Raw genomic sequence first — 14095 nt, forward strand, 5'->3', positions numbered from 1 at the left:
AGATGATTTCTATCGCCACCGGGGCTTGGCGGAAAACGGTGACGAACACTGTCGTGGGCCGATGCGCAATTGACAGCTTACGACACACTGGCTCTGGCCGCTTCTGGTCGATATAGCGGTAGCACAGTATCAGCGATCACTGTGCGAGAGGGCGCGCATGGCGAGCTCGATCGCATGCGCATCCTCCTCGTTCACCTCGCGGCGATCACCGGTCTGCTTCTCTTCATTGAAAAAACCAGCCGAAAGCCGACTGGACCGGCGAGCGGCTCGAAATGCTGCATGACCTGTAAGCCAAATACAGCACGGATGACCTAGCGTTTTTGATGGGTCTACGGACGTCACAGGTGTGGGAAGGCGATAGCCTAGGCCTGAAGAAGTCGGTGAGGTATTTGGCCTCGGCCCAAGCCTGCGCGCTGCTGCGGCCACGCCCAGGCGGTGTGGCGTACCGATTCTAGAAAGGTCTGGAATAAAGGCAAGAACGCGTCGCCGGAAGCCAGGAAGCGTGCCGAGCGATGCAGTTCAAAACCGGCCAGTCGCCATCGAACATGCTTCCGATTGGCAGCACGAAGTTTGATGAGACTGGCGTGCTGTTGCAGAAGGTGAGCAACGACCCTGGCAACAACAGCAAGCGCTGGCGCGCAGTGCACGAGCTGGTGTGGGTCCGCGCGAACGGGCCGGTACCGGCAAAGCACATCGTCGTGTTCAAGCCGGGCATGCGCAGCGCCGTGCTCGAGGAGATCACGGTCGACCGGGTCGAATGCATCAGCCTGGCAGAAAACATGAAGCGAAACACACGGCACAACCTGCCACCTGAACTCAACGAAGTGGTGCAGCTGCGCTCAGTGCTCACTCGACAAATCAACAAGAGGATGAAAAACCATGGCCAAGAAAAACATTGACGATCTGCGAGAGCTGCTTTTCAGCGCAATCGAAGGGGTGAGGGACGGCACGCTGGATATCGAGAAGGCGAAGGTAATTGGTACGCTATCCCAGGTGATGGTGAACTCGGCCGCGGTCGAGGTGAACACGCACAGGTAACCGGGCAAAAGGGGAGCAACTTCCTGGACAAGGTCGAAGAGCTGCCGCCGGGGATTACTGGTGTACGCCAGCATCGGCTGATGGGGTGAGGCCAGTGGCTCTACAGAGTTACATTATCCGACAGTCCGCTCGACTCCGACATCTGGCTCCCGGCGCGATGAAGCATGTCACCAGCTGCGTGAAGGTTTCGGAAGATGCTTTCAGCCGACTCCTTCCTGTAAGCCGCTCCTATGCTGGCGGACATGAGGTAATGCGCAAGTGCCTTATTCAGCAGAATTTCCGCTGCATGAAGATAGCCGAGTCCCTGTGCCAAATTCATCGCGCAGTTCGCTGGCAACGGAGCGAGAGATGCGATAGCGCTCAGAGGCCAATCGTGGGACACCGTGAGCGTGGACTTTGCTCGCTTAAACAGCGTCTCGCCTTCATCACAGTTAATCTGATTCTGCATAAGTTTCATTGCACGTTGCACCTCGCTGGTGACCGCTGCAACCTGAGGCATAAGCCGACCAGCGGACAGAAGTGCGCGAACCTGTGCTTCGTTATCTATTTTTCGGCGCTGGGACGTGGCGATTCGAATGGTGCCAGCCAAGGTTGCTACTGTTCCAAAGGCCCCAGCCCACACGCCCCAGTCAGCAGCTTTCATTTCTCGCCAAGGCGTTGCTTCCTCGAAGTGCCACGCAAAAAGTAGCACAGCAATCAGCATCAAGAGGCTAATGCTCGCGACCATTATCACGTACGCCCACTGCAGTATTTTCTTTTGCACCGCTGCCTCAGACTTAAAAAGTTCGTTAAATCGTATCATGTCAATAAACAAAGAAATTGAATTAGGAGAAAATAATGGAAATTGAAACAGAAGCGACAGGACTTCCAATAGCAGGCTATGTCCGCCTCAAGCAGCTGGTGCCGAACATCATCCCGTTTTCACCAGCGACGCTGTGGCGCAAGGTGAAGGCACAGACCTTCCCGGCACCGGTAAAGCTGTCAGCCGGGGTCGCAGCCTGGAAGGTGGAAGATATTCGAGCTTGGATTTCCGAGCACTAGACAGGTGAATTTGGGTTGGCTGTCAACTTCTCCATTAGATCGTGGGCAGATTTCGCAATCGATTGAACTTTGCGATCTACTGCCAACGACCTATCTTTCATGTCGTGGATTCGAGATTCTATGTAGTCTTTTCTTTCGTCAATTATATTTTGCAAGTCATGGCGCTGCTTCAACTCAATAGCTCGGTCAAATCTAATGGTGCTATCTTGAATAAAGATACGCACGCCCATAAAATAATCGACAGCTTCGCGATAACTATCTTCGAGAGCTCGACATTCGTCGTTTAGCTCTGGGAAGTATAATTTTGAAAGCATTTCGAATTCATCAACTGGTCCGTCACGCTCATGATCAACATTACTGCTAGCAAGAGGAGCTTCCTTACGCACCCAACTTGCAATGGCAAACGCAGCGGTCAATAGCTGCTCCAGTTTCATCCGCCTCAACGCGTTTTTCTCGCGTTGGATCCAGTCATTCTGGCTCAAAGCAAGTTCAACCGATTTCGCAGTAATAGTGCTCTCTCTAAGCTGCCGCATGATCTCATCAAAATCTGCCTTCGTCGCCGCAGTCTCTCCTTTCTTCTTTCCCCATCCCTGAATAAATGCTGTTATCACAGAGCATAGGATAGCCACAGAAATGAGAGCTGCATAGAAACGCCAGTTTGAAAATACATTTTCATTAATTGCGTCGGCGATAAGTTTTTGAAGTGTCGCGAGATTCATTTAGTCTCCAGTGTGGACGTACGTAGCTTGTACAAGTAGTCGGCCCAGCGCTGCATCATCTCGCGCCGCGCTGGCAGGTGGGCGGTGCGGTTATACGCGCGTCCGTTCACATCCTTGACCTGGTGCGCGAGCTGGTGCTCGATCAGGTCGACCCGCTTCCCCAGCACCTCATCGAGCATGGTGCGTGCCATCGCGCGGAACCCGTGCCCAGTCATCACGTCCTTGGAATAGCCCATGCCGCGCAGGGCCGCGTTGACGGTGTTGTCGCTCATGGGCCTGCTGCCAGTACGAATGCTCGGGAACACGTACCGTCCAGCACCCGTGATGCGGTGCAGGTCGCGCAGCACGGCCACAGCCTGGTCGGCCAGCGGCACGATGTGCTCCACACCCATCTTCATCTTCGCGCCGGGGATGCGCCACTCGGCGGCGTCGAGATCTATCTCTTCCCACTCTGCTGTCCGAAGCTCGCCCGGGCGCACGAACACCATTGGGGCAACGCGCAGCGCGGCGGAAACGAACGGGTGCCCGTGGTAGACGTCAATTGAGCGGAGCAGGGCGCCGACCTGGGCGGGAGACGTAATCGCGGCATAGTGCTGCTGCTGCTTTGTCTCGAGCGCGCGGTACAGACCTGCAGTCACGTCGACAGTAACGGCCTCAGTCGCGATCGCATATTGGAAGATCTGGCCGTAGTAGCCAAGCACGCGCTTTGCCGAATCGATGGCGCCGCGCTGCTCGATAATGCGCACGGCGTCGAGCACGTCGCGCGCGCGCAGGTCGGCGATCGGGACGTGGCCGATGGTCGGGAAGATGTTCTTTTCGAGCCAGCTTACGACCCGGCTCTGTGTGGTCTCACCACGGCGGGATCCAGTCTTGGCCAGCCATTCACGACCGATTGCCTGGAACGTGTCTGCGCTGGCGCGCGCGGCTACCCGCTTTTCTTCCTGCTTCGCGGCGCTTGGGTCAATGCCGGCTGCGAGCAGCTCGCGCGCGGCGTCACGCTTCTTTCGTGCGGCCGCCAGGCTGACAGCAGGGTAAACGCCCAGGGCGAGCGTTTTTTGCTTGCCGGCGACGCGATAGTTAGTCCGCCAGTATTTGCCGGTTGCCGAGACATGTAGGTACATGCCGTCGCCATCGGTGTGCTTGTCGCCAGCCTTGGCGCCGGTGTGCTTTATTTGCCTGACAAATGTATCGCTGAGGGACATTTCTCGGTCTCGTTGGTATCTGCAGGGGTGTCACGGTCAAATACCAACACCAATACCAACAGAATTTTGAGATACCATCATACTTGTTAAGGCAAATTGATTCAAGAAACGCGGGAGTTACATAGGAGGGGAGAGGGAAATCGAGACCATCTGATTTAGCGTGATGCAGAGTGGTGGTCCCCCCGACTGGAATCGAACCAGTATCCCACGCTTAGGAGGCATGTGCACTATCCATTGTGCTACGGGGAGGACGCCCGCGCTGCCAGGTGCTGACGGCGCGAAGCAGGGCAAGCCTGCAGTCCGGCGGGCAGGCCCCGCAGGGCGGGCTGGTACCGTGAACCGGTTGCAATTATAGCCGGGATCGAAATAGAAATGCAGGTTCATGGCCGGCAGTCGGTACAATGTGCCCCTTATTCAATCAACGCACCTTTTCCCCCCGCGCCAAAAATTTTTCGCGCGACGAAACGCATACCGATCATGGCTGTCATCTCCATTAGTTCCGCTCAACTTGCTTTCGGCCACGTGCCGCTGCTCGACCACGCTGATTTTTCCCTCGAGACCGGCGAACGCGTCGGCCTCATCGGCCGCAACGGCACCGGCAAATCCTCGCTCCTGAAAGTCATCTCAGGCCGCTCGCGCCTGGACGATGGCTTGCTGGTCATGCAGCAGGGCGTCACCATCGCCTATGTCGAACAGGAGCCGGTGTTTGACCTGAGCATGACGGTGTTTGCCGTCGTCGCGGGCGGCATGGGCGACCAGCAGGCCATGCTGACCGAATACGAAGAACTGACCGGCAAGTTCGGCCAGGGCGACGACGACGCGCTGATGGAGCGCATGCATGTGATCCAGACCAAGCTCGATGCAAACGACGGCTGGAATCTGGCGCACAAGGTCGAGACCACGCTCGATCGCCTGAACCTGTCGGGCGACGCGCTGATGGGCACGCTCTCGGGCGGTATGCAAAAGCGCGTGGCGCTGGCCGTGGCGCTGGTGTCGGCGCCGGACGTCCTGCTGCTCGATGAGCCGACCAACCACCTGGACTTCACGTCGATCAAGTGGCTCGAGAGCCTGCTGCGCGAATTCCGCGGCTCGGTCCTGTTCATTACCCACGATCGTAGTTTCCTGGACAACGTTGCCACCCGCATCATTGAACTGGACCGCGGCCGTCTGCTGTCGTTCCCGGGCAACTTCACGACCTATCAGGCGCGCAAGCAAGAACTGCTGGCCAATGAAGAAGTCGAAAACGCCAAGTTCGACAAGTTTCTGGCGCAAGAAGAAGTGTGGATCCGCAAGGGCGTGCAGGCACGCCGCACCCGCGACGAAGGCCGCGTGCGCCGCCTGGAAGCATTGCGTTCGCAGCGCGCGGTGCGCCGCGACCAGCAGGGCCAGATCAAGCTCGACGTCGCCACGGGCGAACGTTCGGGCAAGATCGTTGCCGATCTCGAGAACATTTCGAAGATGTATGGCGACAAGGTCATCGTCGACAACTTCACCGGCACGCTGATGCGCGGCGACAAGGTCGGCCTGATCGGACCGAACGGCGCCGGCAAGACGACGCTGCTCAAGATCATCCTGGGCGAAGAAACGGCCGACAGCGGCAAGGTCCGTCTGGGCACCAAGCTGAACGTCGCGTATTTCGACCAGATGCGCACCCAGCTCAATGAAGAAGCCAGCCTGGCCGACACCATTGCACCGGGCAGCGACTGGGTCGAGATCAATGGCCAGCGCCGCCACGTGATGACCTACCTGAACGACTTCCTGTTCTCGCCGGAACGCGCGCGTTCGCCGGTCAAGTCGCTCTCTGGTGGCGAGCGCAATCGCCTGCTGCTGGCGCGCCTGTTCGCCAAGCCGGCCAATTGCCTCGTGCTCGATGAGCCAACCAACGATCTGGACATCGACACGCTCGAACTGCTCGAAGAACTGCTCGAGGAATACACGGGCACCGTGTTCCTGGTCAGCCACGACCGCACCTTCCTCGACAACGTCGTCACGCAGGTGATCGTGGCCGAAGGCGCCGGCAAGTGGCGCGAATTCGTCGGTGGTTATACCGACTGGGAACGCGTCAAGGCGGCAACGCCGGTGGTCCAGGCGCCGGTCAAGACCAGTGCCCCTAAAGCGGACGACACCGCGGCCCCGGCCGCCAAGAAGGTCAAGCTGAGCTACAAGGAGCAGCGCGAGCTGGAAGAGTTGCCGAAGCTGATCGCGACGCTGGAAGATGAGCAGTCGGCCATCACGGCGCAGCTCAATGGCCCGGACTTCTACAAGCAGAACCCGGCCGACGCCAAGCGCATCAATGCGCGCTTTGCCGAAATCGAAGACTTGCTGCTCGATGCGCTGGAGCGCTGGGAAACGATCGAAGCGCGCTCGCGCGGCGTGTAATCCAACAGGGGCGGGCGATGGCCGGGCAGAGCGACTTTTCATGATCGACAACAACGAATCGCGCGCCGCCCGGCCAGCCGGCCCCGGCCCCGGTCCCGGGTCTGCGGCCCCGGCGGCCGACGAACCCTTCCTGACCAGCGCCGCCTGGGCGCGCATCCTGCCATTCGGCACCTATATCCTGTTCATGGTGATTGGCGACCTGCTCGAGCGCATGGGCATGAGCCGCGCCGACCTGCGCTGGCTGTATCCCGTGCAGGCCGGCGCCGTGCTGGCGCTCCTGGCCGTGTTCTGGCGCCAGTACGACGAGCTCCACCGGTTCGGCTTGCGCTTCTCGCACACCCTCGTTGCCATGGTCGTTGGCATCATCGTGCTGGTGTTGTGGGTCAATCTGACGCTGCCCTGGATGGTGCTCGGCAGCTCGCCCGGCTACGATCCCCGCACGCATGGCGAGATCGACTGGCTGATGGTGACGCTGCGTATCGCCGGCGCGGCGCTGGTCGTGCCCGTCATGGAAGAATTGTTCTGGCGCTCGTTCCTGATGCGCTGGGTCGAACACGCCAACTTCAGACTCGTTGATCCGGCGCGTATCGGCTTCAAGGCGTTCGTGATCCCATGCGTGCTGTTCGGCTTTGAACACACGCTGTGGCTGGCCGGTATTGTGGCCGGCGTGGCCTATGGCGTGTTGTATATGAGGCACCGCAACCTGTGGTCGCCCATCCTGGCCCACGCTGTCACGAATGGGTTGCTGGGCGTCTGGGTCGTCTACACAGGGGGCTGGCAATTCTGGTGATTCCTCCGGTAGTACGACCCGTGGAAGACGACGACCATGCCAGCCCCTTCAGCGTTGCATCGCCTTTCCCCGGTCGCGCTGTGCGCCGGTGCCCTCTGGTGCTTTCCTGCAGGCGCGGCGCCCACGCCGGCAACTGAAGGGATACAACTGCTCGCCGGCATCGGCTGGGCCCACGACGACAACCTCCTGCGCCAGGCCGATGGGGCGCCCGCGTTCGGCGGCGGGCGCAGCGACAGCTACCGCACGTTCGAAGCGGGTGTGGCGCTCGACAAGCACATCAGCCGCCAGCGCATTGCCGCCACGGCCAAGGTGTCGAAGACCGCGTTCGATCGTTTCAGACAGCTCGACTACACTGGCCACGACCTGCAAGCGACGTGGTTCTGGCACCTCGGCACGCAGTTCGACGGGCGTGTCGAGGCGCTGGATATCCGGACACTCGCGCCATACACCGACTTCAACAGCGACCAGCGCAATCTGCGCCAGCAGCGGCGCCAGGCATTCGATGCCGGCTGGCAGCTGCATCCCAGCTGGAAGCTGCGCGCAGGCGCAGAGCGGGACAAGGCAAGCTACGACCTGGCGATCCAGCGCTTCAACAACCGCACCGAAAAAGCATTCGAGACCGAGCTGCTGTACCAGCCCAGGGGCGGCAGTGCGCTGGGCCTGGTCGCACGCCGTGTCAAGGGCAGCTATCCGTACCGGCGACCGGCCATCGCTACGATGCTGACAGACGATTTCACGCAGGACGAACTCAAGCTGCGTGTGAACTGGCTCGCCACCGGCTCAACCACGTTGCAGGGCCTGGCCGGTTACGTGCGGCGCGAGCAGCCGTCGTACGGCGAAGGCGTCACGAGCGGCGTCAACGGCCGCATCAATGCGTTCTACACGCCGCGCGGCCAGGTCAGCTATCAGGCGGGCGTGTGGCGCGAGTTCGCGCCCATCGAAAGCCCGTTCGTCAGTTACACGCTGAACAAGGGCGTCAGCGTTGGCGTCAACTGGGCCGCCAGCGCGAGGGTGGCGGTCGAGGCCAGCGCCACATACGAGCGGCGCAGCTACACGGCGCGGGGCAACTTTACGGGCGCCGATGCGCTGCGTGATGCGATCCGTTCGGCCAGCGTGCGCGCCGTGTGGCAGGCCCGGCCCGGGGTGAAGGTCGTTGCCGCGGTTGTCCACCAGGCGCGTACCGCTTCCGGGTTCGGCACTGGCAAGTTCGATGCGAACGTGGTGCAGGTCAGCGCCAATGTGTTGTTCTGATGACGATCCTGCGGACGTGAGGTTGATGGTTTTTTGCGGGAAAACGCGCATTGATTGCGCTGGCGCTAGCGCAGTCATGCCAGCGGCTTTTCAGTGGAACCGTTGGGCTGTGGAGACATCGAATGACATGTCGGGCATGTGCTGGTGGCCCCGTTGCAACGATCACCGATGCTGATGGAGGAATCATGAAGCGTGTCGTCATATGGATGGTGGGCCTGGCGTTGATGCTGGGCATGGGCATAGGTATGAGCACAGCTGGTGCAGCAGAGGTGCTGCTGGGGCCAGGTGACGTGGTCAAGCTGTCGGTGTATGGCAGTCCCGACCTGTCGATCGAGACCCGCGTCAGTGAAAGCGGCCATCTCACGTTTCCATGGCTGGGGCAGGTGGCTGTCGGCGGCATGCCGGTGGCGGTGGCCGAGAAAACCATCGCAAGCTTGCTCGAAAAGGGTGGCTACCTCAAGCAGGCCCAGGTCAACATGCTCGTGACGACCCTGGCGAGCCAGCAGATTTCGGTGCTCGGGCATGTGAACCGGCCCGGGCGCTATCCGGTGGACGGGCGCCGCCGTGTGCTCGACATGCTGGCGCTGGCGGGTGGCATCCACAGCGATGGCGGCGACATGATCAGCCTGGTGCGCACGCGCGATGGCAAGACGCTGCGCGAAACCATCGATGTGGTCGACATGGTGCGCACGGGCGAACTCGACAGAGATGTAGAAGTCGCCGGCGGCGACATCATCTTTGTCGAACGCGCGCCGCGGGCGTATATCACCGGTGAAGTCAGTCGCCCGGGACCGTTCCGGCTCGAGCGCGGCATGACGGTCCAGCAGGCCTTGTCGGCTGGCGGTGGCTTGAGTCCGCGCGGCAGCAGCAATGGCATCCGCATCACGCGCAAGGCTGTCGGCGGTCAGCCGGTGTCGCTGGACGTCCGTGCCAGCGATATCGTCCAGGTCGATGACGTGATCGTCGTACGAGAAAGCTGGTTCTAGACATCGATTGCCTTCGCTCTTACTCGCACGTTACCACCAGCCCAGCAGGGCCAGCGTGGCGACACACTTCTTGCATGGATGGCATCATTTCCTTGAACAGCATTGATCAAGGATAGAGGCATGCAAGGGTGGTGGACAGAAAGCTGGGAGACGATTCAACACGAATTTTCCGATCTGGGCGATGCCGAAGATGTGACGATCATCGTCGTGCGCCTGCTGGTGGCGGCGGTGCTGGGTGGTTTGCTTGGCTATGAGCGCGAAACGAAAGGCGCTTCGGCCGGCCTGCGTACGCACATGCTGGTCTCGGTTGGCTCGGCGCTGTTCGTCCTGATTCCATTGCAGGCCGGTATGACGATCCAGGACCTGTCACGCGTGCTGCAGGGTGTCACGGCCGGTATTGGTTTCCTTGGCGCCGGCGCCATTCTCAAGCAGCGCGATCAGAACGATATCAAGGGGCTGACCACTGCCGCCAGTGTCTGGATGACGGCGGCCATCGGCGTTTCCGCCGGCATGGGGCGTGAAGGCACGGCAGTGCTGAGTGCACTATTTGGTCTGGTCATCCTCGCATTCGTTCGCTCGCCCAGCAAACGCAACGCCGAATAACGGTGGGGCGGCGGCGTATGCCAGTTGCCCAGTTGCACGCTCCAGCGCGCTGACGCTCCATGACATTTCCAGTAGGGCCGCGCCTCTCCCCAACTGCCTGATCACGCCGCTCGTTGCCCCGCTATTGCACCGACAATCTTGGTGTCGTAGGCCAACTTGCGATCTGCAGCGATGTCAGCCGCGGCCTTGTCTGCACGCTTCTTGCAACATTGGCGAAACCAACCCGGGTATTCTCACGCCCGGTCAACGCTGCCCGACTTTGCACCATCCTGGCAAGCTGGCCTTCCTCGAATACGCACCCTGAATCGTGCGTAGCTCCCGACACGGATGAATGTATCATCGGAAAAATTGTGCCTTTATCAAGTGCTTGAGCGCGAGGGTGCGGCGTTCATCGCCCCTACACCGGAGGTACGCTGCGATGTACGGACGCCTGGCGGCGGACGGCAATCGGTTGACGAGGCAGAATTCTGCATGAAGGAAGCACGATGAACGGAACAAACATGGTGTGGCTTGTGAACCGCTTGCGCTGCATGTCGGTGGCCGAGATGGGATACCGGGTGCAGCAGGCCACTGCGATCCGGCTCGGGCGGAGCATGGCGGGCCGCACGCAGCTGGCGCTGGCGCGCTCGGCGCCGCCGGCCGTGCCGACCCTGAACCTGGGCGTGCGCGGTGCGCCTGAGCTCGATCCAGGCGAGGTCGAGGCGTTGCTGCTGGACGCCGAGCGCATCTGCGCAGGGCACGTCGTGCTGTTTGCCGATGGCCGCTTCGACGTGGACGTGCCAACCGCATGGAACCGCGATCCCGACACCGGCGTGACCGCGCCAGCCGTGTACCGGGGCGACCTCGCCATCAACGACCGCGAGCTGGTGGGCGACATCAAGCATGTCTGGGAACTGAACCGTCACCTGCACCTCGTGCGGCTGGCACAGGCCTGGACGCTCACGCGCGATACGCGCTGGATGGATGCGCTTGAACAAAACCTGCGCAGCTGGCTCGAGCAGTGTCCGCCATTGACCGGTCCCAACTGGACCAGTTCGCGGGAGCTGGGTATCCGCCTGATCAACTGGAGTCTGATCTGGCAATTGATCGGTGGTGACCGCAGCGCGCTGTTCGAGGGCGACGCCGGGCAACGCCTGCGCGCCGACTGGCTCGGCAGCATTCACGCCCATTGCCGTACGATCGCGCGCCACCTGTCGCGCCATTCGTCGGCCAACAACCACCTGATCGGCGAACTGGCCGGCCTGTACATGGGCGCCGTCACCTGGCCGTGCTGGAAAGAGTCGCGCGATTGGCAGGCGCTGGCCCAGAACGAACTGGAAGTGGAAGCCCAGGCGCAATTCTCGCGTGATGGTGTCAACCGCGAGCAGGCCTTTGGCTACCATTTGTTCGTCTGCGAATTCCTGTTCGTGGCCGGCTTGCTGGCTCAGACCGGCGGCCACAGCCTGCGACCGTTTTCGCGCGCTTACTGGGGCAGCCTGCAGCGCGCGCTGCGCTTCTTGCGTTCGGTACGCGATGTGGGTGGCAATGTGCCCGCCGTGGGCGACGCCGACGATGGTTGCGTGTTCCGCCTGGACGCATCGGGCATGGACCGCGCTGCGCAGTTGCTGGCGCTGGGCGATACCGTCTTCGGCGGCCATGCCGACAGTCACCCCGGCGTGCGCTGGTTGCTGCACACGCTGCCGGGCGGGCGGCCCGATTGCGATCCGCACGAGGTCGATACGGGCTGGGCCTTTCCCGATGGCGGCTACCTGCTGTTCGGCAATCGCTTTGGCGAAGCCGACGAAATCAAGGGCCTGCTCGACTGCGGCCCACTGGGCTACCTGGGCGTGGCTGCCCACGGCCACGCCGACGCGCTGGCGCTGGCGCTGTCGGTCGCGGGTGAACCGTGCCTGGTCGATCCCGGAACTTATTCGTACGGCCAGGACGACAAATGGCGCGATTATTTTCGCGGCACGTCCAGCCACAACACGGTGCGCATCGACGGCGTGGACCAGTCGGTCTCGGGCGGGCGGTTCATGTGGTTGCGCAAGGCTGCGGCCAGCATCGAGCGCATGCCGGCTTCGCCCCACGAATTCGATTTCCGCGGTTCGCACGACGGCTATGCGCGCCTGCCCGATCCAGTCCGCCATGTACGCAGTGTCCGCTTCGAGAGCGCCAGCAACACCCTGACCGTGCGCGACGAGGTGTCCGGCAAGAAGCCGCACAAGGTCGAATTGTTCTGGCACTTCGCGCCCGGGCTGGACGTGCGCCTGACCAGCAACGGCCTGGCTGTACGGGGCCGCCGCTTCGTGCTGCAGATGCAGGCCAGCGGCGAGGGCCTGCACCTCGAACTGGTACGCGGCGCCGAAAATCCGCCGCTCGGATGGTACTCGGCCACGTACCAGTCCAAGGTGCCGTGCGACGTCCTGCGGATCTCGACTGTTTCGTCCGCCGTGCCGGTGGAGTGCAAGTTTTCCGTCACGTTCATCGACGAAAAGTAACCCATTGCCCGCAGCAGAGGCACGCCGTGCACGCGGCTTGTCGCTGCACCTCGCTGCCCTCACGGATTGCCTGACGGACAATATCTCGTCGAGAAACCCTTGGGAGCAGAACGCATCCTGAACCTCATGTTGCAGTGCAATCCTGCATGCCAGAACGAGTGTTGCCCCGTGCACACGCGTGCGTGCGCACGGAATTGATCGATGCGTTGTAAAATAGATAAGCTTTAGCTGCACGACATACCGAACCGTGTTGCGGCACGTGTCGTACAGCGTCCAGCCGCTTCAATTGACATCGATCGGTCGGGTGACGACAGAGAGATGCAAGGGCAGGGCAGGCACGAATTCTCGTTGCGTACACACGAAGATATCGTGCGCGGGTCGAGCAGATGTATTCTAGGCATGGTGCGCCGCAACCGCAGCAATCGGATGTCACCCCTGTCCCGTTGCTCAAAGGACAATGGTTGCAACGTTCCGGGAACGCTCGCAGCAGCAGCGAACAGCAACAAACAGTCGTAAATCGCGTCAGGCACTAGCTCGAAGCATCACGGCTATTGCACACAATCGATCACAAAAAGTGAAGGCAGAGAGCAAACACATGAAGATTCTCGTTACTGGCGGCATCGGTTACATCGGTTCGCACACGGTCGTCGAACTGCAAAGCGCAGGGCACGACGTCGTGGTGCTCGACAACCTGTCCAATGCCCAATTGTCGGTACGCGACCGCGTGCAGCGCATCAGCGGCAAGCCATTCGCCTTCGTCGAAGCCGACATCCGCGATCGCGCGGCGATGGAAGCAGCGTTCGCCGAGCACAAGCCGGAAGCAGTCATCCACTTCGCCGGCCTGAAGGCGGTAGGCGAGTCGGTGGCCGAGCCGCTGCGCTACTACGACAACAATGTCTCGGGCAGCGTCGTGCTGTTCGAAACGATGGCCAAGTTCGGTTGCAAGTCGCTCGTGTTCTCGTCGTCGGCCACCGTGTATGGCGACCCGGCCTCGGTGCCGATCCGCGAAGACTTCCCGCTCTCGGCCACGAACCCGTACGGCCGCAGCAAGCTGATGATCGAAGAGATCCTGCAAGACCTGGCCAAGGCCCAGCCCGACTGGCGCATTGCGCTGCTGCGCTACTTCAATCCGGTGGGCGCCCATGAGAGCGGCCTGATCGGCGAAGAGCCAAGCGGCATTCCAAACAACCTCGTGCCCTACATTGCCCAGGTTGCCAATGGCCAGCGCGAGAAACTGTCGGTCTTCGGCGGCGATTACAACACCCCCGACGGCACCGGCCAGCGTGATTACATCCACGTCGTCGACCTGGCCATCGGCCACGTCAAGACGCTGGACCGCCTGGCCAAGGGCCCGGGCATCGTCGCGTACAACCTCGGTACAGGACGCGGCAACAGCGTCCTGGAAATGATTCGCGCGTTCGAAGCGGCCAGTGGCCGCACGGTCGCCTACCAGATCGTCGACCGCCGCCCGGGTGACGTGGCGAAATGCTACGCCGACCCGGCCAAGGCACGCGACGAACTCGGCTGGACCGCCGAACGCGATGTCGCTCAAATGTGCGCCGATGTATGGCGCTATCAAACCACTGCCAAATAATTCAAAGGAACG

General features: G+C 61.2%; 13 protein-coding genes and 1 tRNA gene. 10 read left to right on the forward strand and 4 right to left on the reverse strand.

Annotated elements, in window-relative coordinates; all coding sequences use genetic code 11:
• The first annotated feature begins 545 nt into the window (after positions 1 to 545).
• Positions 546 to 899 (forward strand): hypothetical protein, encoded by a 354-nt coding sequence (locus AC56LV_RS01010; RefSeq protein WP_499555337.1) that lies wholly within the window; start codon positions 546 to 548, stop codon positions 897 to 899.
• On the forward strand, positions 880 to 1038 hold the full coding sequence (locus tag AC56LV_RS01015) for a hypothetical protein (RefSeq protein ID WP_499555339.1): 159 nt from the start codon (positions 880 to 882) through the stop codon (positions 1036 to 1038). Before AC56LV_RS01010 ends, AC56LV_RS01015 begins: the two co-directional genes overlap by 20 nt.
• Positions 1039 to 1138: 100 nt before the next feature.
• Here AC56LV_RS01015 and AC56LV_RS01020 read toward each other — a convergent pair whose 3' ends face one another.
• Complete coding sequence (locus AC56LV_RS01020; protein ID WP_499555341.1) at positions 1139 to 1840, reverse strand: hypothetical protein; 702 nt, start codon at positions 1838 to 1840, stop codon at positions 1139 to 1141.
• A gap of 35 nt (positions 1841 to 1875) precedes the next feature.
• Here AC56LV_RS01020 and AC56LV_RS01025 point away from each other — a divergent pair, with 35 nt between their 5' ends.
• Positions 1876 to 2079 (forward strand): helix-turn-helix transcriptional regulator, encoded by a 204-nt coding sequence (locus AC56LV_RS01025; RefSeq protein ID WP_499555343.1) that lies wholly within the window; start codon positions 1876 to 1878, stop codon positions 2077 to 2079.
• Here the strand turns inward: AC56LV_RS01025 and AC56LV_RS01030 are convergent.
• The 3 genes from AC56LV_RS01030 to AC56LV_RS01040 form a co-directional block, all read right to left on the reverse strand.
• A complete protein-coding gene (locus AC56LV_RS01030; protein ID WP_499555345.1) occupies positions 2076 to 2798 on the reverse strand; it encodes a hypothetical protein in 723 nt (240 codons plus the stop codon). The two genes, AC56LV_RS01025 and AC56LV_RS01030, sit on opposite strands and share 4 nt — an antisense overlap.
• Positions 2795 to 4000, reverse strand: a complete 1206-nt coding sequence (locus AC56LV_RS01035; RefSeq protein WP_499555347.1) for a tyrosine-type recombinase/integrase — start codon at positions 3998 to 4000, stop codon at positions 2795 to 2797. Before AC56LV_RS01035 ends, AC56LV_RS01030 begins: the two co-directional genes overlap by 4 nt.
• 174 nt (positions 4001 to 4174) lie before the next feature.
• Positions 4175 to 4249, reverse strand: a tRNA-Arg gene (locus AC56LV_RS01040).
• A 228-nt stretch (positions 4250 to 4477) separates the two neighbouring features.
• Here AC56LV_RS01040 and AC56LV_RS01045 point away from each other — a divergent pair.
• From AC56LV_RS01045 to galE, 7 genes are all read left to right on the forward strand, one after another.
• Complete coding sequence (locus tag AC56LV_RS01045) at positions 4478 to 6379, forward strand: ATP-binding cassette domain-containing protein (RefSeq protein ID WP_183550195.1); 1902 nt, start codon at positions 4478 to 4480, stop codon at positions 6377 to 6379.
• A 40-nt stretch (positions 6380 to 6419) separates the two neighbouring features.
• A complete protein-coding gene (locus AC56LV_RS01050) occupies positions 6420 to 7169 on the forward strand; it encodes a CAAX prenyl protease-related protein (protein WP_499555349.1) in 750 nt (249 codons plus the stop codon).
• 36 nt (positions 7170 to 7205) lie between these two features.
• Positions 7206 to 8420, forward strand: a complete 1215-nt coding sequence (gene epsL, locus AC56LV_RS01055; protein WP_499555351.1) for an XrtB/PEP-CTERM-associated polysaccharide biosynthesis outer membrane protein EpsL — start codon at positions 7206 to 7208, stop codon at positions 8418 to 8420.
• 185 nt (positions 8421 to 8605) lie between these two features.
• Entirely contained in the window at positions 8606 to 9406 is an 801-nt protein-coding gene (gene epsE / locus AC56LV_RS01060) for a polysaccharide export protein EpsE (RefSeq protein WP_499555353.1), read from the forward strand.
• Between the two features lie 120 nt (positions 9407 to 9526).
• Positions 9527 to 10009 (forward strand): MgtC/SapB family protein, encoded by a 483-nt coding sequence (locus tag AC56LV_RS01065; RefSeq protein ID WP_499555355.1) that lies wholly within the window; start codon positions 9527 to 9529, stop codon positions 10007 to 10009.
• A 485-nt stretch (positions 10010 to 10494) separates the two neighbouring features.
• Positions 10495 to 12489: a heparinase II/III family protein gene (locus AC56LV_RS01070; RefSeq protein WP_499555357.1), complete on the forward strand. Its 1995-nt coding sequence runs from the start codon at positions 10495 to 10497 to the stop codon at positions 12487 to 12489.
• A gap of 595 nt (positions 12490 to 13084) precedes the next feature.
• Entirely contained in the window at positions 13085 to 14083 is a 999-nt protein-coding gene (gene galE / locus AC56LV_RS01075) for a UDP-glucose 4-epimerase GalE (RefSeq protein WP_499501506.1), read from the forward strand.
• The last annotated feature ends 12 nt before the right edge of the window (positions 14084 to 14095 follow it).

The sequence above is a fragment of the Telluria sp. RB2R28 genome (genome assembly GCF_059685835.1).